At 68.1% G+C, this 22,602-nt stretch carries 27 protein-coding genes and 1 tRNA gene; 18 read left to right on the top strand and 10 right to left on the bottom strand.

What is annotated here, in order from left to right; all coding sequences use genetic code 11:
* The 3 genes from Dfulv_RS41830 to Dfulv_RS41820 all read left to right on the top strand — a co-directional run bounded on the left by Dfulv_RS41830 (position 1) and on the right by Dfulv_RS41820 (position 1,836).
* Positions 1–672, top strand: a complete 672-nt coding sequence (locus Dfulv_RS41830; protein ID WP_259859361.1) for a response regulator transcription factor — start codon at positions 1–3, stop codon at positions 670–672.
* A 79-nt stretch (positions 673–751) separates the two neighbouring features.
* On the top strand, positions 752–1,237 hold the full coding sequence (locus Dfulv_RS41825) for a hypothetical protein (protein ID WP_259859360.1): 486 nt from the start codon (positions 752–754) through the stop codon (positions 1,235–1,237).
* Positions 1,237–1,836, top strand: coding sequence for a hypothetical protein (locus Dfulv_RS41820; RefSeq protein ID WP_259859359.1), 600 nt, complete (start codon positions 1,237–1,239; stop codon positions 1,834–1,836). The genes Dfulv_RS41825 and Dfulv_RS41820 overlap by 1 nt, the downstream gene beginning before the upstream one ends.
* Here the strand turns inward: Dfulv_RS41820 and Dfulv_RS41815 are convergent.
* Complete coding sequence (locus Dfulv_RS41815) at positions 1,774–3,114, bottom strand: hypothetical protein (RefSeq protein WP_259859358.1); 1,341 nt, start codon at positions 3,112–3,114, stop codon at positions 1,774–1,776. The genes Dfulv_RS41820 and Dfulv_RS41815 overlap by 63 nt on opposite strands.
* Positions 3,115–3,354: 240 nt before the next feature.
* Between Dfulv_RS41815 and Dfulv_RS41810 the strand changes: the two genes are divergently transcribed.
* Positions 3,355–3,699, top strand: a complete 345-nt coding sequence (locus Dfulv_RS41810) for an amidohydrolase family protein (RefSeq protein ID WP_259859357.1) — start codon at positions 3,355–3,357, stop codon at positions 3,697–3,699.
* Between the two features lie 160 nt (positions 3,700–3,859).
* Here the strand turns inward: Dfulv_RS41810 and Dfulv_RS41805 are convergent, their stop codons facing one another.
* Positions 3,860–4,111 carry a hypothetical protein gene (locus Dfulv_RS41805; protein ID WP_259859356.1) on the bottom strand — a complete coding sequence of 84 codons (252 nt, stop codon included), beginning with the start codon at positions 4,109–4,111 and terminating at the stop codon, positions 3,860–3,862.
* A gap of 252 nt (positions 4,112–4,363) precedes the next feature.
* Between Dfulv_RS41805 and Dfulv_RS41800 the strand changes: the two genes are divergently transcribed.
* A complete protein-coding gene (locus tag Dfulv_RS41800; protein WP_259859354.1) occupies positions 4,364–5,053 on the top strand; it encodes a C39 family peptidase in 690 nt (229 codons plus the stop codon).
* Between the two features lie 634 nt (positions 5,054–5,687).
* On the opposite strand, the gene Dfulv_RS41795 is transcribed toward Dfulv_RS41800, so the two are convergent.
* Both Dfulv_RS41795 and Dfulv_RS41790 read right to left on the bottom strand, forming a co-directional pair.
* The gene (locus tag Dfulv_RS41795) at positions 5,688–6,905 is read right to left on the bottom strand and encodes a hypothetical protein (protein ID WP_259859353.1); all 1,218 of its coding nucleotides are present in this window, start codon (positions 6,903–6,905) and stop codon (positions 5,688–5,690) included.
* 324 nt (positions 6,906–7,229) lie between these two features.
* Complete coding sequence (locus tag Dfulv_RS41790) at positions 7,230–7,937, bottom strand: C40 family peptidase (protein ID WP_259859352.1); 708 nt, start codon at positions 7,935–7,937, stop codon at positions 7,230–7,232.
* Positions 7,938–8,060: 123 nt separating this feature from the next.
* Between Dfulv_RS41790 and Dfulv_RS41785 the strand changes: the two genes are divergently transcribed.
* Entirely contained in the window at positions 8,061–8,270 is a 210-nt protein-coding gene (locus Dfulv_RS41785) for a hypothetical protein (protein ID WP_259859351.1), read from the top strand.
* A gap of 190 nt (positions 8,271–8,460) precedes the next feature.
* Complete coding sequence (locus Dfulv_RS41780; protein ID WP_259859350.1) at positions 8,461–8,958, top strand: hypothetical protein; 498 nt, start codon at positions 8,461–8,463, stop codon at positions 8,956–8,958.
* A 456-nt stretch (positions 8,959–9,414) separates the two neighbouring features.
* On the opposite strand, the gene Dfulv_RS41770 is transcribed toward Dfulv_RS41780, so the two are convergent.
* The 3 genes from Dfulv_RS41770 to Dfulv_RS41760 all read right to left on the bottom strand — a co-directional run bounded on the left by Dfulv_RS41770 (position 9,415) and on the right by Dfulv_RS41760 (position 11,200).
* Positions 9,415–10,401 carry a serine hydrolase domain-containing protein gene (locus Dfulv_RS41770; RefSeq protein WP_259859349.1) on the bottom strand — a complete coding sequence of 329 codons (987 nt, stop codon included), beginning with the start codon at positions 10,399–10,401 and terminating at the stop codon, positions 9,415–9,417.
* 330 nt (positions 10,402–10,731) lie between these two features.
* Positions 10,732–11,019: a hypothetical protein gene (locus tag Dfulv_RS41765; RefSeq protein WP_259859348.1), complete on the bottom strand. Its 288-nt coding sequence runs from the start codon at positions 11,017–11,019 to the stop codon at positions 10,732–10,734.
* Positions 11,000–11,200 carry a hypothetical protein gene (locus Dfulv_RS41760; RefSeq protein WP_259859347.1) on the bottom strand — a complete coding sequence of 67 codons (201 nt, stop codon included), beginning with the start codon at positions 11,198–11,200 and terminating at the stop codon, positions 11,000–11,002. Before Dfulv_RS41760 ends, Dfulv_RS41765 begins: the two co-directional genes overlap by 20 nt.
* A 283-nt stretch (positions 11,201–11,483) precedes the next feature.
* Between Dfulv_RS41760 and Dfulv_RS41755 the strand changes: the two genes are divergently transcribed.
* The 4 genes from Dfulv_RS41755 (at position 11,484) to Dfulv_RS41740 (ending at position 13,759) form a co-directional block, all read left to right on the top strand.
* On the top strand, positions 11,484–11,663 hold the full coding sequence (locus tag Dfulv_RS41755; protein ID WP_259859346.1) for a hypothetical protein: 180 nt from the start codon (positions 11,484–11,486) through the stop codon (positions 11,661–11,663).
* A gap of 159 nt (positions 11,664–11,822) precedes the next feature.
* Positions 11,823–12,665 carry a TolB family protein gene (locus Dfulv_RS41750; RefSeq protein WP_259859345.1) on the top strand — a complete coding sequence of 281 codons (843 nt, stop codon included), beginning with the start codon at positions 11,823–11,825 and terminating at the stop codon, positions 12,663–12,665.
* A gap of 49 nt (positions 12,666–12,714) precedes the next feature.
* Positions 12,715–13,095, top strand: a complete 381-nt coding sequence (locus Dfulv_RS41745) for a hypothetical protein (protein WP_259859344.1) — start codon at positions 12,715–12,717, stop codon at positions 13,093–13,095.
* 133 nt (positions 13,096–13,228) lie between these two features.
* Positions 13,229–13,759, top strand: coding sequence for a DUF6933 domain-containing protein (locus Dfulv_RS41740; protein ID WP_259859343.1), 531 nt, complete (start codon positions 13,229–13,231; stop codon positions 13,757–13,759).
* 230 nt (positions 13,760–13,989) lie between these two features.
* On the opposite strand, the gene Dfulv_RS41735 is transcribed toward Dfulv_RS41740, so the two are convergent.
* The 3 genes from Dfulv_RS41735 to Dfulv_RS41725 all read right to left on the bottom strand — a co-directional run bounded on the left by Dfulv_RS41735 (position 13,990) and on the right by Dfulv_RS41725 (position 15,366).
* Positions 13,990–14,062 (bottom strand) — tRNA-Lys (locus Dfulv_RS41735).
* Between the two features lie 77 nt (positions 14,063–14,139).
* Positions 14,140–14,289 carry a hypothetical protein gene (locus tag Dfulv_RS41730; RefSeq protein ID WP_259859342.1) on the bottom strand — a complete coding sequence of 50 codons (150 nt, stop codon included), beginning with the start codon at positions 14,287–14,289 and terminating at the stop codon, positions 14,140–14,142.
* A gap of 48 nt (positions 14,290–14,337) precedes the next feature.
* On the bottom strand, positions 14,338–15,366 hold the full coding sequence (locus Dfulv_RS41725; RefSeq protein WP_406567874.1) for a LacI family DNA-binding transcriptional regulator: 1,029 nt from the start codon (positions 15,364–15,366) through the stop codon (positions 14,338–14,340).
* A gap of 190 nt (positions 15,367–15,556) precedes the next feature.
* On the opposite strand from Dfulv_RS41725, the gene Dfulv_RS41720 reads away from it, so the two are divergent.
* The 7 genes from Dfulv_RS41720 (at position 15,557) to Dfulv_RS41690 (ending at position 21,837) form a co-directional block, all read left to right on the top strand.
* Positions 15,557–16,894, top strand: coding sequence for an ABC transporter substrate-binding protein (locus tag Dfulv_RS41720; RefSeq protein WP_259859341.1), 1,338 nt, complete (start codon positions 15,557–15,559; stop codon positions 16,892–16,894).
* A gap of 64 nt (positions 16,895–16,958) precedes the next feature.
* Positions 16,959–17,945 (top strand): carbohydrate ABC transporter permease, encoded by a 987-nt coding sequence (locus Dfulv_RS41715; RefSeq protein ID WP_259859340.1) that lies wholly within the window; start codon positions 16,959–16,961, stop codon positions 17,943–17,945.
* Positions 17,942–18,871 carry a carbohydrate ABC transporter permease gene (locus tag Dfulv_RS41710; protein ID WP_259859339.1) on the top strand — a complete coding sequence of 310 codons (930 nt, stop codon included), beginning with the start codon at positions 17,942–17,944 and terminating at the stop codon, positions 18,869–18,871. The genes Dfulv_RS41715 and Dfulv_RS41710 overlap by 4 nt, the downstream gene beginning before the upstream one ends.
* Positions 18,868–20,484, top strand: coding sequence for a glycoside hydrolase family 13 protein (locus Dfulv_RS41705; RefSeq protein ID WP_259859338.1), 1,617 nt, complete (start codon positions 18,868–18,870; stop codon positions 20,482–20,484). Before Dfulv_RS41710 ends, Dfulv_RS41705 begins: the two co-directional genes overlap by 4 nt.
* Positions 20,485–20,506: 22 nt before the next feature.
* On the top strand, positions 20,507–20,707 hold the full coding sequence (locus Dfulv_RS41700; RefSeq protein WP_259859337.1) for a hypothetical protein: 201 nt from the start codon (positions 20,507–20,509) through the stop codon (positions 20,705–20,707).
* Positions 20,708–20,863: 156 nt separating this feature from the next.
* Positions 20,864–21,226, top strand: a complete 363-nt coding sequence (locus Dfulv_RS41695) for a response regulator (RefSeq protein WP_259859336.1) — start codon at positions 20,864–20,866, stop codon at positions 21,224–21,226.
* A gap of 335 nt (positions 21,227–21,561) precedes the next feature.
* The gene (locus tag Dfulv_RS41690; protein WP_259859335.1) at positions 21,562–21,837 is read left to right on the top strand and encodes a hypothetical protein; all 276 of its coding nucleotides are present in this window, start codon (positions 21,562–21,564) and stop codon (positions 21,835–21,837) included.
* Positions 21,838–22,602 lie beyond the last annotated feature (765 nt).

Genomic DNA, 22,602 nt, shown 5'->3' with positions numbered 1-22,602 from the left:
ATGGCGATCCGGGTGCTGCTGGCCGACGACCAGGCGTTGGTCCGTGCGGGCTTTCGGGTGTTGCTGGAGCGCGCCGACGATATCGAGGTCGTCGGCGAGGCCGCTGACGGCGACGAGGCCATCATGCTGGCCCGGGCGCATCGACCTGATGTTGTCCTGATGGACGTGCGGATGCCGGGCACGGACGGGTTGACCGCCACCATGCGCCTGATCGGCGACGAACGCCTACCCGGCACGAAGGTGCTCATCCTGACCACGTTCGACCTCGATGAGTACGTCTTCGCCGCGTTGCACGCCGGTGCAAGTGGCTTCCTGCTCAAAGACGTCGGACCTGAGGACCTGCGCAACGCCGTGCGCGTCATCGCTGCCGGCGATGCCCTGCTCGCACCGAAGGTGACCCGCCGGCTCATCGCCGCGTTCGCCGGCCGCACCGGCCGGCAGGGCACGCCGCTGGAGCGCCTGGGCACGCTGACCGCGCGCGAACGGCAGGTCGTCGCGCTCGTTGCCGACGGCCTGTCCAACCAGGAGATCGGCGACCGGCTCAGCATGAGCCCGGCGACCGCCAAGACGCACGTCAACCGGGCGATGGCCAAGCTCGACGCCCGCGACCGGGCGCAGTTGGTGGTCATCGCCTACCAGTCCGGGCTGGCCGGCATACCGCGGTTGCGGTAGTCGCGGTAGCGCGGACGCGGTACCGAGGTCGCAGCGCTGAGCGGACGGCCGCACGCCGACGAATTTTTACCGTTGATGCATGACAACAACAAACACGACCGCGCGGGAATCGGAACTGCGCCCCGGCTCGGTGGTGCGACTATTGCGCCGCTGGCCCTGGCGGTCCTCGGGGATCGCCGGCGGTGTCGGACTCGCGCTGATGCTGCTGCTGTACGCCGGAACGCCCCTGCGCGGCATTGCCCTGGCCAGCACAACAAACATGGCAGCGGTGCTGTTCTTCCTGGTGGGCGGGGTGGTCTTGGCTGCGGGCGCCGGCACCGGTCCCTGGCTGTGGCGGCTGCTGGCGCGCCCGTTCGCCGTCGCGCTCGTCCCCGCACTGTCCTGCTGGTGCGCCATTGTGCTCCTCCGCACCGCCATCCTCACCGATGAGCCGCTCGCCGAGACGGTGTTCCAGGACGGCTTCGGCCGGGCGGCCGTGGTGTACCAGGCGGCCGCGTTTGCCGGCCTCGTGGCCGGTGCGGTCCGGTGGGTCTCGTACCGCCTCACCGCTGTGCGGGAGGGCTGATGCACCGCCTGCGCAGCATCGTCGCCGGCGGATGTCTCGTCGCCGCGCCCATATTCCAGGGCCTGTCCTCGTACTTCTGGAAGGACGGCTTCCAGGGCGTCAACACCGGCACGCTCATCATCCTGGCCACCGTCTGCTGGATCGTCGGCCTCACCGCCGTGTTCCGCTCGATCGAGGACCGGGTTCCGCGGTACACCGCGCTCGCTCATCCACTCGCGATGTACGGCTGCGTCGGCGGCGCCACCTTCGGCATCCAGGGCATGCAGGAGGAACTCTTCAATGTCAGCCACGCCGAGGCCGTTCGTCTGCTCGGCGAGCACCCGTCCGCCGCATTCCTGGCGTTCTGGATCGCCGGCGTCCTGTTCCCCACGTCCGTCTTCGTCCTCGGCGCGGTCCTGATCCGAATCCGTGCCGTACCGGTCCCGGTCGGCCTGCTGACCTGCGCAGGTGCGGTGGCGTTCCCGCTCAGCCGTATCCCTCGGGAACCGGCTGTGGCGTATGCGGCGGACCTGTTGCTGCTGCTGCCGTTCGCGTACCTAGGCATACGCCTCGTCGTCCAGGCACTCGGCGCACGGGCGCAACGGTCGGCCGCCCCTTGAGCACCATGAGACACCCGGCCCATTCTTCCCTGGGAGGATGGGCCGAGGTGACTCCACCTGGCGTCCGTGGTCGGACGGCCGGTGGGTGGGCGCCGCGTACGGCCATGGCGCCATGCCTTGACATCGGCGGCGTTCAGCCAGCCGACCCCGATCAGGACCTCGACCGGGGTGACGACCTGTCGGGCTGACAGCGCAGACGTGGCGACCACGGCGACCTGCCGTTCGGGTCCGGCGCGGTTGACTGGGTTCACGGGAGGCTATCGCCTGCGCTGGGGAGGTGCCGGCAACAGCGGCGGTCGCCCGGTCGAGTTCGTCACGGAAGGCGACGTGCCGGGGATAGCGGCTGCGGGTGGCGGTGATGAAAGCAGCCCCGGCCGCCTGATCTGCGGCCAGGGCCAGCGCCTCGGCGTAGGCGACCGCGAGGACGGCGACCCGATGGTAGGCGCCACGATGCTTGTTACCGACAACCGCGTCGATGCGCCGGTCCGCGACGCTCCGTGCGGCGTCGAACCATTGCTGGCGCTTCAGCGTCCCGGCGCGTTGGCCGGCGGCATCGGCCGCGACGACCAGCGCCAGCAACCGGCTGCGGGTCCGGTGGGTACGCCAAGCCGTGCGGCGGGCGTCGAGCGCGGCCTGCGGGTCGCCGAGACGGGCGGTGAGTTCCCCCAGCCGGTCGGCAACCTCGGCGCTCCGCTCGGCGGGCAGGCCCGTGATGGTCGTTGCCTCGCGGGCGGCAGCAGCGGCATCGTCGAGACGGCCGTCGCGGGTGAGTGCGTTGATCCAGTCCAGGTATGTGGTGGGCTGGTGGTCCCCGGGCCTGCGGGCCACCGTGGCCAAGCTGTCGGTGCCCGCGTGCCAAACGGTGGCCTCGGTGAGCAGACGCTGCCGGTCGCGAGCCCAGTACCCGCCGGTGTGCTCGGTGAGAACCTCGATCCAGGCCGGAAGGAAGTCGTCCAGATCAGGCAGTCCATTGCGCAGCGTGTCAGCGATTGCGTGCAGGCTGGTGGCGGGGGCGAGACGGCCCAGGTCGGCGTACCGGTCGTAGAGCTCCTCGGCGCGCTCGGACAGTGGGGTTGTCTCAAAGACAGCCCGCAGATAGCGGGCGACGGCTTCGGGGACATCGGTGGCGACCATGTCGGACGGGCTCGAAGGCCCGCAGAACGTGCCGACCTCCTGGTCGAGGTCGAAGACGCCCAGCAGTTGACCGTAGGCATCCTTGGCCAGGGCGAGGTCACCGGCCAGGAACGCGTCGGCTGCCAGGGCGAACAGGTCCGTCATGATCGGTAGCCTCCTTGCCTCGCCGTCGAAGGACCGTAACGGTACGTCGAGACACTGTCGCGCAAATAGCGAGGCGCGTCAGTTGGCTGTCTGACGGTGCTCCGGATGAGGATGTAGCGGCCTGGTTCCGTCGTTGACGGTGAGCAACGGCGCGGTTGCCGATGCGCTCGAGGTCGTCGACGGGCTCGGTACGCCGGTCCGTATCGAGCACGCCATGGTCTGCGACCCCGCCACCGCGTGGTGGCCCAGCCGTCCTTCCTCCACGACCTCGGCGCGGAGCTGACCATGTTGCCGCTGCCCGGTCCGCTCAAGCTCATCCCGATGCGCATGCTGCTCGACGCGGGCGCCTTGGTGGCGGCCAGTAGCGACTATCCGGTCGGCACGCTGTCGCCGCTGGTCGGCATCCAGGCCGCGGTCACCCGCCGCGTCACCGGTGGTGCGGTGGTCCACCGCGAGGAGGGCCTCACCGTCGAACGGACCCTCGAGGCGTACACCAGGGAAGCGGCCGTGGCGCTGGGGGGCGGCGGGGCAGGCGGGCGTGCTGCGTGCAGGCGCGGCTGCGGACCTTGTCGAACTCGACCGTGACCCGGTGCACAGCGACCCCGACCGGATCGCCGGGATCAACGTCACCGGCACCTGGTGCGGGGGCGGCGCACCGCCTGACCGATGAAGAGAGGCCGGTCGCCCAGCGTGTTGCGGAGGGCACTGCTCACCGTCGTCGACGACGAGCAGTGCCCGTTGCTCGCTACCGAGGCCGGTGGCGATACCTGGCCTTGACGCACGAACTGTCAGCCATCCACGGCTTCACACGCAGCCCGGCCCTCACATTTCCGGTCGCGCCACCACCGTAAGACTGATCGGTGTAGGCGACGACGTATCCGATCGGGCAGCCGGTGCCGGGCAGCGGTCCGGCGGCGGCAACCGTCGCGAGGCCGGCGATGATGCCGCCGACCGCGACGAACGCCACGGCGAGCGGGGCGATTTTCGTCTTCCACATGGCTTTCATCGAAGGCTGTACGGGACTGATCGGGATAATCCGGAAATGAACGTGTCGGGATTGTCGGTGGGCGCGGTCGAGCGCCTGAAAATTCGCTCGTGGTGATCGCGGTACGGGACTGTCCCGACTGCGCTGACCTGTGTGTTCGGGATTGTTCGAGGCTGGCTGTGGGCTGTTGGGCGAAGGCTGGAATGGGTGGAATGGGCGCACCACAGTCAAACCCTGGAAAGGAACAAAGGTATGCTTCTGTCGATGCCCGGGCGACTCGCCGGGGCCCTCAGGAAGAAAGTCGTTCCGCTCGTGCTCGCGCTGGTGGTGATCGGCGCGGGCACCGTGGGGGCCAGCGCGTACGCGGCGAAGAATCGTACGCAGGACCAGTGGCACATCCTGTCGGTGGTCGGTGCCAAGCAGGAGAAGTGGAATTGGTGCGGCCCAGGCGCCGCCCAGATACTGCTGTCCGCCTTCGGGGTCTCGAAGAATGACGCGACGCAGAGGAAGCTGGCCGACGGGATGAACACCGACAGCTACGGTTTCAGTATTCCCGAGAATGTCGCGAACGCAGTCAACATCGCGCTAGGGCGCTGGGCGGCGCCGAAGACCAATATCAGGTATACCAATCACCCGCGCACCGGCGTGGGCCAGCTCTACACCTTCTCCAAGAAGGCGATCAACGAAGGGGCTCCGGTCATCATCACCGTCAAGCCGGGCAATCTGTGGTGGAAGAACGCCTCTGCACTCACGGCCCACTACCTGGTCATCTACGGCTGGAATGACGCCTGGTACGACCCCAAGACCAAGAAGACCCAGAAGGCCTATCTGGTGCGCGATCCCTCTGACAACTCAATCCACCATATGGCCGCCGTGGACTGGGGATCCGCGAATAACGGAGCGAATGCCGGCTACATCAACGGCGACGTGATCGTGCCAAAAAACGTGATCTAGCACTGACCCTCGCTCAGCCCGTGAGCCGCCGGGGCGACGACGCCCCGGCGGCCGCTTTCAGTGGTATGCGAACCGTCGCGAAGCGGTGCTGGACCAGCGTGGTTGATCGCACCGTACGCGCCGGTCCGGGCCGCCCGCGTGGCGTACCACCGCTCGAACAGCGCGTGCTCCCCTCCGCATCCAGCGCCGCCGTCGGCTCGTCCCAGGGATCGTCCGCAGCGGTGACCTTCTGCCACTGCCCATCTGGCCCGGTCTGGACGTTGACGATCGGGAAGCCGGTCGCGGCGCCGGTCGGCGCCCGGAAGACCTGGTGGCGTCGCGCCGCCCGGAGCCGACCACGTCCTCGACCACGCCCGGCAGGCCGAGCTCTCCCAGCCGGTGCGGCGCCCGGAAGCCGTGGCTGGTGGCATCCACGACCAGGTCCGCGTCGAGTTGCCGTCGTGTAGGTCCCGCACCCGCACGGCGTCGATCCGCGACCGGCTCGCTGCGATGCTGCGGGCGGCTGGCCTTGCGCATCGCGGAGCGGGCCGGCCGGCGCTCACCAACATCGACAACTGCTACAGCCCACCGGCGGCCGTCTCGGAAAAGTCCGGGACGCCCAGGTCGGTATGGTCGGGATAGTCCCGGACCGCGATCAGCCTACGCAGCCCCGGGTGCAGTCGGGCGGTGTTGTGGTGGACGTGGGGCCGACGGTGCAGACAAGGCCGGTACACACCGGCGGCTTGCCGCCTCCGCTACCGGGGTTGGGGCCGGAGGTGGGGGAGGTGGTGGTGGCCGTTGTCGTCGTCGGCTGGGCCGCGGGGCCGGTGCGGGATTCCTTGACCACGGGACCTGGTTGCCCCGTCGTACCGGGAACCACCGGGGTCGGAACGACCGAGGTCGACGGCGCAGGGGCCGTGGTGGCGGTCGATTCGGTACGGTTGGCGCCAGGCGGAGTGGTCGGTCCGGTCGAGACGGGGCCCGAGTCGGGATCGGTGCCGAGGTCGTCGGTATCCGGGTCCGCGGTTTCGCTGACGCTGATGCTCGGTGACGACGTCCGATCGCTGCCGTGGCCGCGAACGAACCCCACCGTGATCGCCGTCGCCACCACCATGAGCAGCAGGACCAGCACACCGGACAGGACCCGCGCCGCCCACCCGGTGCGGTAAGCGATCGGCGGGATCAGCCAACGGATCCCCGCAGGTCGGGGCACCTCGACGGCGGGGTCGTAGCGGTGGATGCCGGTCCACGAGCCCCGGTCCTGCTCGGCCACGGCGTTGTTGAGCGCGCTCCGCGTGCGCGGCTGATCGGGTCCCAACAGGTCGCTCTCCGACCAGTCACCCTCCGACCAGTCGCTCTCCGGGAGCCGGTCAGCGGTGAGTTCCGGAGCAGCGGACCGGACGACCTCGACACCGATGGGTGGCTCGACAATCGCCGGCGACTCCGTCAGGCGCTCGTCCGGCTGTGCGGCTGCTGGGTCGGGCTCCGGTTGCGTGGCTGCCAGGTCGGGCTTCGGCTGTGTGGCTGCTGGGTCAAGCTCCGGCGGCGTGGGCACCCGGCCGGACACCAGCTGTGCGGCGAGGGCGGGCGCGAGTGGCACCGGCCCATCACTGTCGGTGGTGGGTTGGGTCGGCTCCGCAGTGCCTTGGACCGTCGCCGCGGCGATACGTTTGCGGGTCGCCAGCCACCGCGCGACCGACGACTCGTCGCCGCCGCAAGCTCGTACGAACGCGGCGACCACGTCCTCGCGCGGCAGGGTGGTGCGAGTGAGCGCGGCCGCGGCCGTGCTGTGTGGCAGGACGTCGCCGGCCTGCTGTGCGCGGCGCTGCAACTGCCGGTAGGTGAGTCCGGACCATTGCTTCAGCGCGGCCATCGCGGCGACGAACTGGGCCGGAGAAGTGGCATGGTCCAAGCCAGCCGCGGCCTCAGCTACGCCGATGCCGCCCGCATCCTGGCGAGTGGCCGGCAGTTCGACACGCTCGGTGGCCGCATCGTCCGACGCCGAACTGGTCGGCGCATCATCGTTCAGCACCCGCACATCCGCCTCTTCCCCGCAAGATAGCCGGATGCTGTCCGGCTCGGATGGTCAATCCATTCCACCGAAAGCAGCGGCCCTTGTAAAGAGGGCGAAAATTCGTCGACACGCCGTCGTCCGCCGACCTAAATGATCGGCGGACGCCGAACTGGACTCGCGTGGCTATCCAACCTGGTAGATCACCGTCGGATTGGGAAATCCGTCCTCCGCCGTCGGCTTCGGAGACGGCGGCTTGGTTTTTGTCGGCTTCGCAGAAGGCGGCTCGGTCTTCGTCGGCTTCGGAGACGGCCGCTCGGCCTTCGCGGATTTCGAAGACGGCTCGGTCTCCGTCGACTTTAGATTCGGGGCGCCGGCCGGCCGCACCGCGGAACTCTTCATGTGCTGTTTGTGGAAATGTGTCAGCGTCGTTACCTTGACCTTGTCGCTCCCCGACGAAGCCTCGATCATCTGGTTGCCGCCGATGTAGATGCCGACGTGGTCAATGCCACCGCCGCTCCAGTCGAAGAACAGAAGATCCCCGGGACGCAGATCCTTGGTCGAGACCGCCCAGTGCTTCGTTCGACCGTAGTCGTACTGGCCAGCCGCGGTGTAGTACGACCATTTCAAGCCGGCCTTCGCGTACACGTAGTGCGTCAGGCCGGAGCAGTCGAAGTTCTTCGGGCCCTTGCCGCCCCAGACGTACGGCTTGCCGAGTTGTTCGCGGGCCTGACAGACGGCCTTGTCGGCAACCGATCCGGTGTCGCACGAGGAGGTGCTGCCAGCGGCGCGCGCCAGGCCCGCCGTGCCGACCAGTGCGATGCCGATGGCGGCGATGGCCAACGCCAGTTTGGCGATCCGGCCGAATCGCGTGATGCCGAGTTTCCTCCGCACGATGTGCTCCCGTCGTGTTGGCGGACGTTGTCGGTGCCAGCACACGGCACCCGATCGATGTCCTGCGAGAGGGGAGAGCGTCCGGGACGGTCCGGCTCAGTCCATTCCGCCGAGGTTGAGCCAATGACCCGCTGGAGCCGTCGGAGCCGTACCCGGTTACGGATACTGGCCGGCGCCGCGACGTCCGACGCGGTGAACCGCAGTCGGTTGCGCAGCGAGGACGACGACGGGCTCATCGACTCCGCCGACGTCGGTACGAACCGCGACGGCGTGATGGACGCCCGGTCCGAGGACGTCAACGGCGACGGCTGGCTCGACCGTCGCACCCGCTGATCCGTTCGATCCGACCCGCTCCGGACGATGGAATCGTCGTGCAGAACAGGCCAGACATTCGAAATGACGGTCCGGACAAGGCGTTTTGGACAGTTTCGTACGGCCGTCGGGTGGGTTTCCAGCCGTTGTTGCGCTGTGCTGGATACCGGCCGGCCAATGACCCGACAAATCCGAGCCGCGAAGGCAGACGATGATCGACATCTTGAAGAAGAAGTTCGCGCCGCTGGCGATCGGCGTCGCGCTGATCGCCGGGCTGATCGCGGGTAGCGCGGCGCTCGCCGACGCATCCACCGCCAGCCCGGCCGGACAGGGTGGAAATTCGGGCACCATGTTCGAGGTCAAGGACGGCAATTGTCACGCCTGGGGTCGCTATATGAGCGGCCCCTCTTTCATCATGGGCAGCGTGGAGGACCTCGTCGGTAAGGGCGATAAGGCCAACTGCTGGAAGTACGTGAAGGTCTGGATCCATAACTACGAGAAGAAGAAGGACTCGGTCTTCCGGGCTCAGGGAAGCGAATCCTTTGTCTACACCCCGTTCATCCCGAACGGTGCCAAAGGCTTGACTCTCCCGAAGGGAAACTGGGAGGGGAAGACGGGCAACGTGGTCATCAAGGCGGAGATCGGGGTCTGCGCCACGAGTAAGCACTGTGTGAAGAGGACGATTCCCGGGGTCCGGAAGAACTGGTGACGGATCGTTGACGGGCGCGTTGGCCGGGTTGGGTGACACCCCGGTCAACGTTCCCGGTTCGGCGGCGGGTGGGGCGTCCCCGCCGGATCAGTGAAGACGACGGGCTGCGGGAGTTTCTGCACCAGCACGACATCACCTTCCAGCGGACCAAGACCTGGAAGGAGACCAACGACCCGAACGCCGAGAGCAAACTCGCCCGGATCGAGGAAGCCACCACCCGATTCCCCGACCGGGTGTTCGTGTTCGACGAGTTCGGGCCACTGACGATCCGGCCGCCCGCGGCGCCTCCTGGACCACGGCCGGGCACCCGGACCGGCTGCCCGCGAACTGTCACAAGCTGCACGGCATCCGACAACTGCACGCCTGCTACAGCATCGGCGACGACACCCCGTGGGGCGTTGTCCGCCGCCCGGATACCTGCCTTGCCGACGGCGCTGACCGGCAGACGCGGCGCGGTTAAGCCACTGCGGGGAGGATGACCCGCTCCAGCACCGTGAGCGGGGTCCGCCACTGGTCGGGGTCGTCATAGTTGCCGGCGGTGATGGCCACGGTAAGGTCCAGGTCGGGCAGGACGAACAGGCGCTGGCCGCCGTTGCCCATGCCGGCCACCAGCCGATGGCCCGCAATGGATTCGATGTACCACTGGTAGCCGTACTGCGCACCCCAGCTGGTCTGCAGGCGTGGCTGGAGCATCGTGTGGATCCAGTCGGCGGGGACGATCCGCTGACCGTCCCAGGCTCCCTCGGCCAGCACCAGCTCGCCGATCCTGGCCAGGTCGCGGGGCGCGAGTCGCAGTCCGGACGCGGCGGAGGCCACTGCGTCCGCGCCGGTCATCCACTCGAAACTGCCGATGCCCAGCGGCGCGAACAGCACGGCCTGCCCGTACTGCGGCAGCGACTGCCCGGTGCCGTCAGCGATCAGTCGGCCGAGCAGGGCCGTGGCACCGCCGCAGTAGGTCCATCGGGTGCCGGGCGGCTCGAGGATCGGCCGCTCCAGGACGTACCGGTACCGGTCCGGCGCCAGCTCCATCGCGATCTCGGCGTTGGCCGGGCTGTTGTACGGAAGATCTTCACGCCATTCCACGCCCAACGACATCGTCAACGCGTGCTCGACGGTGAGCCGGGCACGTTGGGGGTCGGCCGCCAGGTCGGGGTACTGCGGGAAACGCCGCAGAAGCGGCTCCTCCGGCGGCGGGACCAGCCCCTTGCCGAGCGCGATGCCGTACAACAGCGCGGTCACGCTCTTGGTAACTGACCGGATGTCGTGCAGCGTCTCGGGCCCGAACTCGACGGCGCCCAGCGAGTCGCCCCAGGCGTAGTCCTCGCCGGCCCCGTAGTACTCCAGCAAGGTTTGGCCACCGCGAACCGCCGCGACGGCGTGCAGGCCACCGACCTGACGAGTTTGGAGGACCTCGTCGAGGCGGTCACGCAACTGCGTCGTCATGGCACTCCGAGAGGGTGGTGTCGGCTAGCGGAACAGCACACCCGTTATACCGGAATCTCCGCCTCGGAGCGGCCCGCGTGGAGCGTCCAGCCCGGCCCGCCGCAGCTGCCCGCCGCGGCCATGATCCGGTCGTGAGAGACGCCACCTCCTGGCGCAGAGTCTCGACGTCCGGAACTGTGCCGGCCCACGTTGCGTACCACACCCTCAATGAGGTCGCTGTCAACGTTGCGCGGGTCGGCGTCGAGCACGCCAGACAACCCGCCACGTCCAGCGCGAACTGCCGACACACATCCGCATCTGCCGCCGGCCGTGCGCGGCGAGTCACACAGTTCAGGCGCCGAAGCCGGCGTAGCGACCTCCGTAGCGGCGCGCCAGCGATGACAGCTGCGCGACGCGGGCATGGTGGCCTGGGTCGGGTGGCAGATCGGTAAACGCCGCGGCGATATGTCGACGGTCCGGACGCGTCCGGCCTTCGATCGATTGATCGCTGACCTCGCCACCGAGATCCGTCAGGGCTGCCATGCATGCGGCGACGATGTCGGGCTCGTCTGGGATGTCGACGTAGTAGAAGGTTCGGCGAGGCGACGGCTCCGGGTAGTCACCGTAGTCCTCGGACATCGCCCAGTGCACCGGCCGACGCGCCTTCGGGCAGTGGTCCGTGATCGGTGAGCCGGTTGAGCAGCTGACGCACCAGGTCCGGTGGGAGCTCGTCAGCCAGGAGACGGGCATGCACGGTGACCAGCACGCCGAACAGCGCCTCGAGGTCCGGTGGGGGCAGTACTCGAGGGTGTGACTTCATGCAGGCCAGGTTACTGACATCGTCGCCGGGCACCGGTCTCCATGCCGGCAATGCTCCGAGATCGAGCGTCTACTCAAACGCGAAACCGGCTTCGACGATTAGTGATCGTCCGATCGCGTTGCGCTTTTTGCGGTCCTGTGACGTGCCCCGGTGGGATTCGAACCTGCATCGCCACAGTGCTCATTGCCGTATATCGCGTCACGCCGGCTAAATCGCCCGGTGTCGGACTGTGTCGACGTGTAGCGCCCGCTACGGATCCACGCCGATCACGCAATCGTCCATCGTGGGAACGTACGAATCGGCGGTGGATATGCACAACAAAAAGATCGGAGCTGAACTCGGTGCCAACATGCGCCAAACCATGGGGGAGCAGTGGGCGAGGGACAACCGCTACGCGTTCTACGAAACCGTGGCCTGGATGGTTCAATCGAGGATCGAGTTCAACTACACCGGTCTTGAGTAAAGCGGAGTGCGTGTGAGGAAGGGCGTTGGCGTCGCGCGCCGGTTGATCGGTGCAGGAACGGCCGCGGTGGCAGGAGCGGCGCTGGCGCTACTGCAGGGCTGCGGACTGTTGACCGAACCGGCGTACGTGTCGGCGTTGACGTGGTCTCCGGACGGGTACGTGTACTTCAAGCGCGATGTGGACGGCGGGGCCGGTGAGGTGTGGCGAGTGCGGCAGGGTGGGCGTGTCGAGCCCTTCCTCCGCAATTTCGAGGATCCCTGCGAGGGCGGCCCGGCATACGTGAATGTGGTGCGCGCCTTCGGCGAAGGTGGGCTGGCGGTGGGCTTCGAGTGCCTGACGTCGGCGGACCGGATCTACGTGGTCGATCTGCGGACCCGAGCGATGTCGCTTCTGCTGGGCGCCGATGACATACGCGATGCGACGCTGGACGCCAGCGGGATGCGGGGGTACGTGGCGCAGGAGAACGGCCGGTGTGCCTCGGTGGCAGGGTTCAGCGACGGCGCGTTGCGTGATCTCGACGTGCGCGTGCCGTCGATGAGCGGTGAGTGGCGACTGTCCGCCGCATACGGTGCAGGTCAGCGCGGATCGAAGAACGAGGGTTGCGCTGCCGCGGGCAAAGCCGTGTCGCCGGTGCTGACCGCCGACGGACGGTCGGTCGTGATGCTGGTGACCACGGCGCGGGCCGGGGGCGGGCTGAACCAGTCACTGGCGGACTCGTACGACTGGCAGGTCGGCTTCCTGGACGGTGACGCTGACACCGTTCGTATGGTCGGACCCGTCCTCAAAAGTGTGCCGCGCCTCGCCGTGTCACCGGACGGGACGAAGGTCGCGCTCGAGCGTAACGGTCCGACGGACGGGCTGCTGGTGATGGATGTCGCCAGCGGCGAGACGCAGTCAGTGGTCGCCGACAAGCGGGCCACTGACCCGGCGTTCTCGCCGGACGGGCGGACGATCGCCTACTGCAGCGACCTCACGTCGATCAAGTTTGTGCAGGTATCTTGACAGTTCAACACGCTCTGAGCGTAGGACAACGCCAGGCATGATCGGACCTGTGTTGCTCCGCCTGATCTATCTGGTGTTTTGCCGCATCGTCGGCTGGCTTGCCCTCCTGTGGCAGTGCGGCCAAAGATCTGGAGATCCTGGTCCTGCGCCACGAGAACGCCGTCCTGCGCCGGCAGCACCCGAAGCCGACCTCGCCGATCGGATGTGCGCCGCGTTGGGGCGATCGACCGTGACTCGCCATGAGTTGTCCCGCTATGAGCGTGGGGTCAGGCGGCCCCGCCGCCGGGCACTGGAAGTGTTGGCCGTCTGCCTCGACGTGCCGCTGCAGGATCTGCAGCGAACCAGCGCCGAGCGGCTCCAGCGCTGGCGCGCCACGATTATGTCGACGGATGCCAGTCTTGATCGGTGGTCGCCGACCACGGCGCGTTGATAGGAAGGTCGCCGTTGGGGGGTGCCTGCTGCTCGGTGTAGAGGACGATCGGTCGCGGGATACGTGGACGTCTGGCCGCTCATTCTCTGGGCAGATAGTCGCGTCGGCGCCGGTGCTTCGATCCGTCTCGCTCATGAGACTGGATCTGATCCGGGACGATGGCGTGGTGTTGATCGTGCGCGCGACGAAGAAGCTTCGCGACCGGATCGGTCCGCCGGACCTATGCGGCGGCGAGCAGTCCACGACGGTGCTCGGTGAGTGGTACGCGACCAGGTTCGGCTGGCGGCCGGACGTCCTGCTCCTGGTCAACGAGTCGACGTTGCTGCCCGTGCTGCTGCCGCTGGCGCCGGCCGCCACCGCACTGTCCCGGGCTGTCGACCGTATCGCCGTGGCAATGGCCACTCATGGCACCTCAGCCGCGATCATCGCTGCCGAGCTCGAACAGATGCGAACGCACCGGATCGGTACCACTGCCAACCGCGGTGTCGTCGGGATCATGAGCGAGTTCAGCCACCTCGCCGACGCCTACCGCGACCGGGGTAGGCAACCGAACCTCGACGAACTGGCGGCACGGCTCGCGACGACACCATGCAGCCCGCTGTACCGCACCCACATCAGTCCCGACCGTGCGTTCACCGCCCTCGTGCACACCATCCCGGAGTGAGCGCCGACTCGACGAGTGTTCGGCGGCCACTCCGCTGCCGACCGCCCGCGCCGTCCCTGCGGCGTGATCAACACCACCCATACCCGGACGATGGCAGACCGTTCGGGTTGCACACGGACTGGGTGAGGGATCCCGGACGAGCACCCATCGATCACCCACCCGGATGACCGCTGACGCGAAAAAGCCCCCCACCCGGAGAGAAATCCCAGGTCAGGGGCCTTCAAGGAGAGTACGCCGCGTAGGACTTGAACCTACAACCCGCAGATTAAGAGTCTGCTGCTCTGCCAGTTGAGCTAGCGGCGCCCGGCTGAACGGAGGTAACCCTAGCACGCCCTCCGTGGGCATCACCAACGAGATACCCCCGCCCGCCGGCCTCCGCCTTACTCCTCGTCGTCCTCCCAGAAGAAGTCCGTCTGCGGGGCCTGGTCAGGCTCCTCCTCCATCAGGTCGGAGTCGGGCCCGACAAGCTCGTCGAGTTCGTCGTCGGGCTGGTCCCACGTTGCGGGCGGGTTCGGCATCTCAGCTGTCATGGCACACCCCCAGGGGTACCGGTTGAGTTCCAATCTGGTGCCCGCGACCTACCCGGCGCCGACCGTCCTAACCGCAGCCGGCCAGGTGGACGCCCGCAGGACCAGGGTCGTGGGCATGAGCAGCTCTTCCGGGGTCCACCCGTTGGTGGTCATCGCGCGGCGGAGCATCCCGGCGGCGAGCACGCCCTGCTCAAAAACTCGCTGCCGGACCGTCGTCAGATCGAGCAATGCACTCAGTTCGTGGTCGTCGAAGCCGATGACCGATACGTGACGTCCGGTACGGCGAAGGGCGCTCAACGCGCCGAACGCCAATTCGTCCGATTCCGCGAAGACCGCGGTCGGCGGATCAGGGAGCGTGAGCAGGCGACGCATCGCCTGTTCGCCGCCGTCCATGCCGTGCGGCACGGAGATGACGAGGTCCTCCGAAAGCGGCACGCCCGCCTTGGCGAGCGTCTCCACGTACGCCCGCCGCCGGGCGTGGGCGACCGGCAGGAACATGCTCTGGTCGTTGTACGTGGAGATCATGCCGATCCGCCGGTGCCCCAGGTCGACGAGGTGCTGGACGGCGGTCGCCGCGGCGGCGACGTCGTCGATGCGCACGCAGCCGGCGCCCGGCACGTCGTGACCGACGGCGACGATCGGCACGCCGAGGCTGCCCAATGCGGACAACTCGGCGTCGGTGAACTGCATCGCGACGGTGAGGACGGCGTCGACCCGGCGGCGCAGCGGGAGCTGCCCGAAGAACCGCTGCCGGGCCGGGATGTCGCCGAGGTTGTACAGCAGGAGATCGAGCGAGTGCTCACGAAGTACCGACTCGGCTCCCGCGACGATCTGGCCGAAGAACCAGCGGGAGGCGTACGGCACGATCACCCCGACCGTGTGGGTGCGGCCGGTGGCCAGGCGCGACGCGAACGGCGAGACGACGTACGACAGCGACTGGGCGGCCTGCAGCACACGGTCGCGCGTCTCGTCGGCGACGTTGGGCAGCCCACGGAGCGTGCGTGACACGGTGGCCGTCGAGACGCCGGCCAGCCGGGCCACGTCTTCCATGCTGACGGAACCGGGAATGTCGGCCACAGGGCGAGGCTAGCAACAGGGAGCCCCTCAGCAATATGTCCACCGTGTTACTCACTCGTTATCGATGAATGTACTAGAAGGACTCGACAAACCAACCTTGCAAGCGCTTACATCCGAGGAACACAGCACACCGGTACGTGGGCGGCGCTGTTCGCCCGCCCGGACCGGGTCTAGCCAAAGGAGGCTAACCATGGCCGTCCCCTCGTGGCGGCGTCGGGCGTTCGCGCTCGCCGGTGTTGCCGCACTGGCTCTCGCGGCAGCCGCATGCGGTAGCGACAGCGACTCCGGCTCCAGCAGTGCAGACAAGCCCGAGTGCGCACCCTTCGCGCAATACAGGGTCGACAAGAAGGCGACCGTTTCGATCTATGCGACGATCCGCGACACCGAGGCCGACAAGCTGACGCAGTCGTGGAAGCAGTTCGAGGACTGCACGAACATCAAGATCGAGTACGAGGGTTCCGGCGAGTTCGAGACCCAGATCAAGGTTCGTGCCGACGGTGGCCAGCCGCCGGACATCGCGGTCTTCCCGCAGCCCGGTCTGCTCGCGTCGTTCGCCAAGGCCGGCCAGCTCAAGGAGCTGCCCGCCCCGGTCAAGACGAACCTCGAGAAGAACTGGTCGAAGGACTGGGCGAAGTACGCCACGGTCGACGGCAAGATCTACGGCGTTCCGCTGGGTGCGAACGTCAAGTCGCTGGTCTGGTACTCGCCGCAGCTCTTCAAGGACAAGGGCTGGAAGGTCCCGGCCACCTGGGACGAGATGATCAAGCTCAGCGACGACATCGCCGCGAGCGGCATCCAGGCCTGGTGCGCGGGCATCGAGTCCGGTGACGCGACCGGCTGGCCGGCCACCGACTGGATCGAGGACATCGTCCTGCGTGACCAGGGTCCGGACGTCTACGACCAGTGGGTCAACCACCAGATCCCGTTCAACGACCCGAAGATCTTCTCGGCTGCCGAGCGCACCGCGTCGATCCTCAAGAACCCGAAGTACGTCGGCAACCCGAAGACGATCGTGACCACCTCGTTCCAGGAGGGTGGCCTGCCGGTCAAGGAGAAGAAGTGCGGCCTGCACCGCCAGGCGAACTTCTACTCCAACCAGTGGCAGAAGGGCACGAAGGTCGCTGAGGACGGCGACGTGTTCGCGTTCTACTTCCCGCCGCTGGACCCGGCCAAGGGCAAGCCGGTCCTCGTCGGTGGCGAGTTCGTCTCGGCCTTCGCGGACCGTCCCGAGGTTGTGAAGGTGCAGACCTACCTCGCCTCCGGTGAGTGGGCGAACAGCAAGGCCAAGCTCGGTGACTGGATCTCGGCGAACAAGAGCCTGGACGTCAGCACCGTGACCGGCACGATCGACAAGCTGTCGGTGACGATCCTGCAGGACCCGGCCACCGTGGCACGGTTCGACGGCTCGGACCTGATGCCCGCCCAGGTCGGCTCGAAGTCCTTCTGGACCGGCATGACCGACTGGATCAACGGCACCAAGGACACCAAGGCGACGCTGGACTACATCGAAGGCACCTGGCCCAAGTAGCCACTGAGTCCGGGTCCGGCGCCGCGCACCGCGGCGCCGGACCCGGCTGGTCGGAGGACACCCCATGGAGTACGACTTCTCCGGAGACGTCGCCAAGATTTGGCCGGCGCTCATGTATATGGGCGCCTTCATCCTCGTGGTCGGCGCGCTGCTGTTCGTGCTGGACATTCTGCCCAGATGGGGGAAGAACAAGGAGCGGCTGCAGGCGGCCGGGTTCCTCGGCCCGGCGCTCGTCCTGCTCTGCCTCGGCCTGGTGTATCCGCTGGTGCGCACGGTGTACCTCTCGTTCTACGACAAGCTGGGCCAGAACTTCGTCGGGTTCGAGAACTACACCTGGATCTTCACCAACGACGACACGCTGCTGATGCTGCGCAACACCCTGCTCTGGGTGGTGTGCGTGCCGCTGCTGTCCACGGCGTTCGGTCTGATCTATGCGGTACTGGTGGACAAGGCCCGCGGCGAGGGGATCGCGAAGTCGCTGATCTTCATGCCGATGGCGATCTCGCTGGTCGGCGCCGCCATCATCTGGAAGTTCATCTACGCCTTCCGTGAGGCGGACCAGGAGCAGATCGGTCTGCTCAACCAGATCCTGGTGTGGCTCGGCAGAGAGCCGCAGCAATTCCTGAGCAACTCCCCTGGCAACACCTTCTACATGATCGTGATGCTGATCTGGATTCAGGCCGGCTTCGCGATGGTCATCCTGTCGGCGGCGATCAAGGCCATCCCGGCCGAGATCGTGGAGGCGGCCCGGCTCGACGGGGCCAACCCCTGGCAGATGTTCTGGCGGGTGACGATGCCCAGCATCCGCCCGGCGGTCGTGGTGGTCGTCGTGACCATCACCATCGCCACGCTGAAGGTCTTCGACATCGTTCGGACCTCGACCGGCGGTCAGTTCAAGAGCAGCGTGCTCGCCCTGGAGATGTACAACCAGGCGTTCCGCGCCTACGACAGCGGCCACGGCTCCGCCCTGGCGGTGCTGCTGTTCGTGCTTGTGGTGCCGATCGTCATCTACCAGGTCCGGCAGCTGCGGCACCGAACGGAGTCCCGATGAGCAGCACCGTCAGCACCGACGCTCGCGAGGCCAACCCGCTCTACCGGCCCGCGCCGACCTCCATCGCCGGACGCGTGCGGCAGAAGCTCACCTCCCGTGTGGCGAGCGTGATCTCGATCATCATCGCGATCGTCTGGACCATCCCGACGTTCGGCCTGTTCGTCTCGTCGCTGCGACCCGAGAACGACATCAAGACCACGGGCTGGTGGACGTTCTTCAAGAACCCCACCCTCACGCTGGACAACTACAACGAGGTCATCTTCGGTACCTCGGCCACCTCCGGCCGCCTTGCCAGCTACTTCGTCAACTCGCTGGTCATCACGGTGCCGGCCGTACTGTTCTCGGTCACTCTCGCCGCGATGGCCGCGTACGCGCTGTCGTGGCTGAACTTCCGCGGCCGGGACTGGGTCTTCATCGGCGTGTTCGCCCTGCAGATCGTGCCGCTCCAGATGGCCCTCATCCCGGTACTGAAACTGATGAGCGGGTACACGAATCTGGGTGGTGGCTTCTTCGCGGTGTGGTTCGCCCACACCTGCTTCGGCCTGCCGCTCGGCGTGTTCCTGTTGCACAACTTCATGTCGGAACTCCCGAAGGACCTGTTCGAGGCGTCCAAGGTCGACGGGGCCGGACCCGCGATGACGTTCCGGCGGATCGTCCTGCCGCTCATCACCCCGGCGCTTGCATCGCTGACCATCTTCCAGTTCCTGTGGATCTGGAATGATCTACTGGTGGCGCTGGTCTTCACGTCCGGGCCCGGCTCCCGGCCGCTGACCGTCCGGCTGGCCGAGCTGGCCGGCACGCGGGGCAACGACTGGCAGCGACTGACCTCCGGCGCGTTCGTGTCGATGATCATTCCGCTCGTCGTCTTCCTGTCCCTGCAACGCTATTTCGTACGCGGCCTGCTGGCCGGTGGAGTCAAGGGGTGAGTCAGCTGGAGTGGTGGCGCGATGCCGTGATCTATCAGGTGTACCCGCGGTCGTTCGCCGACGCTGACGGCAACGGGCTCGGGGACCTGCGCGGCATCACGTCGCGCCTCGACCACCTGGTCGAGTTGGGCGTCGACGCCCTGTGGCTGTCGCCGTTCTACCCGTCACCCCAGCACGACGCGGGGTACGACGTCGCGGACTACCGCGATGTCGACCCGCGCTTCGGCACGCTGGCCGACTTCGATGACCTGGTGGCCGCGGCCAAGGATCGGGACCTGCGGGTCGTCGTCGACCTGGTGCCCAACCACACCTCCTGGGACCACGAGTGGTTCCAGGAGGCGCTCGCCGCCGGGCCCGGCAGTGCGGCGCGCGAGCGGTACCACTTCCGCAAGGGCCTCGGCGTCGACGGGGAACTGCCGCCCAACAGCTGGCAGAGCGTCTTCGGCGGGCCGGCCTGGACGCGGGTTCCGGACGGTGAGTGGTACCTCCACCTGTTCGACACCAGCCAGCCGGACCTCAACTGGGACCTCCCCGAGGTCCGCAAGATGTTCGAGGACGTCCTGCGGTTCTGGCTCGACCGGGGTGTCGACGGCTTCCGGGTCGACGTCGCCCACGGCCTGGTCAAGGAGAGCGGCCTGCCCGAGTGGACCGAGGCGCAGGTGCCGATCACCAGCCCCGGTGCCGAGCACCGCATCCCGCCGATGTGGGACCAGGACGGCGTGCACGACGTGTACCGGCAGTGGCGCCAGGTCCTGGACAGCTACGACGGCGACCGGATGATGGTGGGGGAGGCCTGGGTGGCGCCGGCCGAGCGGCTGGCCCGCTACGTGCGTCCGGACGAGATGCACCAGGCGTTCAACTTCAACTACCTGATGGCGCCGTGGACGGCACAGGACCAGCGCATCGCGATCGAGACCAGCCTCGCCGGGGTCGAGCCGGTCGGCGCGATCTGCACCTGGGTGCTGTCCAACCACGACGTCGTGCGCCACGCCAGCCGGCTGGGCTTCCCGCCGGGCTACTCCACCCAGGGCGGCATCGGCATCGGCGACCCGCCGCCGGACGAGGCACTGGGCCTGCGCCGCGCCCGGGCCGCCACGATGCTGATGCTCTCGCTGCCCGGCTCGGCCTACCTCTACCAGGGCGAGGAGGTCGGGCTGCCGGAGCACACCACGCTGCCCGACGAGGTACGCCAGGACCCCACGTGGTTCCGGTCGAAGCATGAGGTACGGGGCCGCGACGGCTGCCGGGTGCCGATCCCGTGGGAGCCGGGCGTGGCGGCGTACGGCTTCAGCCCGAACGGCCAGTCGTGGCTGCCGCAGCCCGGTGACTGGGACCGCTTCGCCGCCGACCGTCAGCGCGGGGTGCCGGGGTCGACGCTGACGCTCTACATCGAGGCGATCCGGCTGCGCCGCAAGCACGGCCTCGGCGGGGGAACGCTGACGTGGTTCGATGGTGATGATCTGGTCGATTTCCGCAACGGCGGCGTCCGGGTGATCACCAACTTCGGCGCCGTGCCGGTCCCGCTGCCCCCGGGTGAGGTGCTGCTCGTGAGCGGCGACCTCGCGGCCGACGGCAGCCTGCCGCCGGACACCACCGCCTGGGTGCGCGCGTGACACGACCGGTTACCGTGGCAGGATGACCGCACTCTTCGCGTGGGTGTACAGCTACCTCGCCACCGTCGTCGACGCCTCGACGCTCGAGCTCGGTGGTGAGGTCGCCAAGCGGCGGCCGCGGGCCAGCGGCGGCCTGATCGGCGCCTGCTGCTGCGCCGTGGTGGTGATCATCGCGGTCGTGGTGATCCTGATCGTGGTGCGCCGCAGGCGCCCGCGTCAGTAGGGCTCGGCACATGAGGCGTCCGGTTGTCCGGGCCCCTCATGTCGTCATGCCCGCCCGGCGGCTGCCCTGCTTCACTGCGCTGGCGCTGCCCTCACCTCGGTGGCATCGCGACCGATTGGGAAGGTTGCGAGCCACCGTGAAGGGAACCATGTTGCCATGGCGCGAGTTCTGCTCATCGACGACAATGCGGAGATCCGGGAGACGACGGCCATCCGGCTCCAGATCGGTGGTCACCACGTGATCACCGCGGCAAGCCCGCAAGAGGCAATGGACGTCGCCGACGAGCACCCACACTTCGACGTGGCCGTGCTCGACTTGCACCTGCCCAAGGTCGCCGGCGACGAGCTGCTCGACCTCCTGCGTGCCCACCGAACCACGGCCGACCTGCCGGTCGTGTTCTACAGCGCCAACGCCCCGCACGCCACCTCGGTGCACGGCCTGTCGCTGGCCGACACGAGGCTGACGAAGGGCCGCCCGCTGAACAACCTCCTTTCCACGATCAACTGCCTGTCGCATTAGGATTTTTGTCGTACGGGTGTTCTAGGTTGATGGTGTGGGTGAGGCACTGGCAGAGTTCGCACCGATCGACTGGCATGCCAGGTTCCTGGCGGCACAGGCGGAACGGCAACGCAAGCGCGACCTCCGCGCCGCGGCACGGGCGGAGTTCGCCGAGGCACGTCGACATGGCTTGCGGGCCCGGCACGCGGCCAAACTGGCGCGGCTGGCTGCCGCTCGTGGAGCGCCGCTGACGCCAGCGGCCGAGCCCACGTGCACCGCCGCCGCGACCACCCACATGGACGCCGAACGGCCCTGGTCCGCCGCTGAGCTGGCCCGCGCTGCCGTCCGTCCCACTCGTGCTGTTCTCGAGCCCGCCCGTGGCGCTGAGTCCGCTCGCGGCGGCGTTGAGCCTGCTCGTGCTGTCTTCGAGTCCGCTTGTGGCGCTGAGTTCGCTCGCGGCGGCGTTGAGCCCGCCCGCAGTGGTGCTGAGCCTGTCCGCGCTGCCGTCGATCCCGCCCGTGGTAGCGCTGAGTCGCCTCCTGCGGCCGTCCGTCCTGCCCGCGCTACCGCTGAGCCGGTTCCTGTGGCGGCTGGGCGTGCCCGTGTCGTCGCTGAGCCGGCCTGCGCCGTAGCCCGTCCAACCAGGACTGCCGCTGAGCCAGCCCGTGCGGCGGCTCAGCGTGCCCGTGCCGCTGGTGGGCCGGCCCGCGCCTCTGCCGGTCCTGACCGCGCCACCGCTGAGCCGGCCCGTGTGGCAGCTGAGCATGCCCGTGTTGTTGCTGAGGCCCGTCTCACCCGCACCACCGCTGAGCCGGTTCCTGTGGCGGTTGAGCCCACCCGGGTTGCCGCCGAGTCGGCCCGAGGCGCCGTCGAGCCCATCGCCGATCGGAGGGACACGGACCGGCCCGAGCCGTCGTCGCATCGTGCTACGCAGAGTCTCGACGAGGGGCCGGTGGGGTGCCGCCCGGTGCGAAACGACGGCGACGCGGCGTCCGGGTTCGCAGGTGAGGCACGGTGTGAGAGTCCGGCAACCGCCGACCCGAATCCGCCCGCCCAGCGGCAGCCGCCGGCCCGTAGGCGTCCCGCCCTGTCGTGGACGGAACACATGGCGGATCCGGCTGCTGTCGTGCGCACGCCGGCGGCCGGGCTGTTCGCTCCCATCGGCCTGTCCCCGCTCGCCCGGCCGTGCCCTTTCGCCCGAACGTCGGTGCCGGGCCGGCGTGGGCCACCGTTGCGAGTGACAGCCGGGCGAGCGGGGCCGACATCGGTCGAGCGCTGGCCCGCCGTGCTTGGAGTCGTCATCCGCCGCCGAGCGACCGCTCACTCTCACCGCTGACCGGTAGTTCGCCGCATGCGTCGAGGATTTGCTCAGGCGGCGATCCGTCATGCGCACAACC

This window comes from Dactylosporangium fulvum (genome assembly GCF_025137375.1).
Classification (GTDB): domain Bacteria; phylum Actinomycetota; class Actinomycetes; order Mycobacteriales; family Micromonosporaceae; genus Dactylosporangium; species Dactylosporangium fulvum.
Note: the sequence above shows the minus strand (reverse complement) of the source record. Positions and strands in the feature narration are given on the sequence as shown.

What these genes read in the sequence shown, in the direction of transcription:
- Dfulv_RS41830 (WP_259859361.1), top strand. Translation starts at nt 1, where the DNA reads ATGGCGATCCGGGTGCTGCTGGCCGACGACCAGGCGTTGGTCCGTGCG.
- Dfulv_RS41825 (WP_259859360.1), top strand. Translation starts at nt 752, where the DNA reads ATGACAACAACAAACACGACCGCGCGGGAATCGGAACTGCGCCCCGGC.
- Dfulv_RS41820 (WP_259859359.1), top strand. Translation starts at nt 1,237, where the DNA reads ATGCACCGCCTGCGCAGCATCGTCGCCGGCGGATGTCTCGTCGCCGCG.
- Dfulv_RS41815 (WP_259859358.1), bottom strand. Translation starts at nt 3,114, where the DNA reads ATGACGGACCTGTTCGCCCTGGCAGCCGACGCGTTCCTGGCCGGTGAC.
- Dfulv_RS41805 (WP_259859356.1), bottom strand. Translation starts at nt 4,111, where the DNA reads ATGTGGAAGACGAAAATCGCCCCGCTCGCCGTGGCGTTCGTCGCGGTC.
- Dfulv_RS41800 (WP_259859354.1), top strand. Translation starts at nt 4,364, where the DNA reads ATGCCCGGGCGACTCGCCGGGGCCCTCAGGAAGAAAGTCGTTCCGCTC.
- Dfulv_RS41795 (WP_259859353.1), bottom strand. Translation starts at nt 6,905, where the DNA reads ATGGCCGCGCTGAAGCAATGGTCCGGACTCACCTACCGGCAGTTGCAG.
- Dfulv_RS41785 (WP_259859351.1), top strand. Translation starts at nt 8,061, where the DNA reads ATGACCCGCTGGAGCCGTCGGAGCCGTACCCGGTTACGGATACTGGCC.
- Dfulv_RS41780 (WP_259859350.1), top strand. Translation starts at nt 8,461, where the DNA reads ATGATCGACATCTTGAAGAAGAAGTTCGCGCCGCTGGCGATCGGCGTC.
- Dfulv_RS41770 (WP_259859349.1), bottom strand. Translation starts at nt 10,401, where the DNA reads ATGACGACGCAGTTGCGTGACCGCCTCGACGAGGTCCTCCAAACTCGT.
- Dfulv_RS41765 (WP_259859348.1), bottom strand. Translation starts at nt 11,019, where the DNA reads ATGTCCGAGGACTACGGTGACTACCCGGAGCCGTCGCCTCGCCGAACC.
- Dfulv_RS41760 (WP_259859347.1), bottom strand. Translation starts at nt 11,200, where the DNA reads ATGAAGTCACACCCTCGAGTACTGCCCCCACCGGACCTCGAGGCGCTG.
- Dfulv_RS41740 (WP_259859343.1), top strand. Translation starts at nt 13,229, where the DNA reads ATGAGACTGGATCTGATCCGGGACGATGGCGTGGTGTTGATCGTGCGC.
- Dfulv_RS41730 (WP_259859342.1), bottom strand. Translation starts at nt 14,289, where the DNA reads ATGACAGCTGAGATGCCGAACCCGCCCGCAACGTGGGACCAGCCCGAC.
- Dfulv_RS41720 (WP_259859341.1), top strand. Translation starts at nt 15,557, where the DNA reads ATGGCCGTCCCCTCGTGGCGGCGTCGGGCGTTCGCGCTCGCCGGTGTT.
- Dfulv_RS41715 (WP_259859340.1), top strand. Translation starts at nt 16,959, where the DNA reads ATGGAGTACGACTTCTCCGGAGACGTCGCCAAGATTTGGCCGGCGCTC.
- Dfulv_RS41710 (WP_259859339.1), top strand. Translation starts at nt 17,942, where the DNA reads ATGAGCAGCACCGTCAGCACCGACGCTCGCGAGGCCAACCCGCTCTAC.
- Dfulv_RS41700 (WP_259859337.1), top strand. Translation starts at nt 20,507, where the DNA reads ATGACCGCACTCTTCGCGTGGGTGTACAGCTACCTCGCCACCGTCGTC.
- Dfulv_RS41695 (WP_259859336.1), top strand. Translation starts at nt 20,864, where the DNA reads ATGGCGCGAGTTCTGCTCATCGACGACAATGCGGAGATCCGGGAGACG.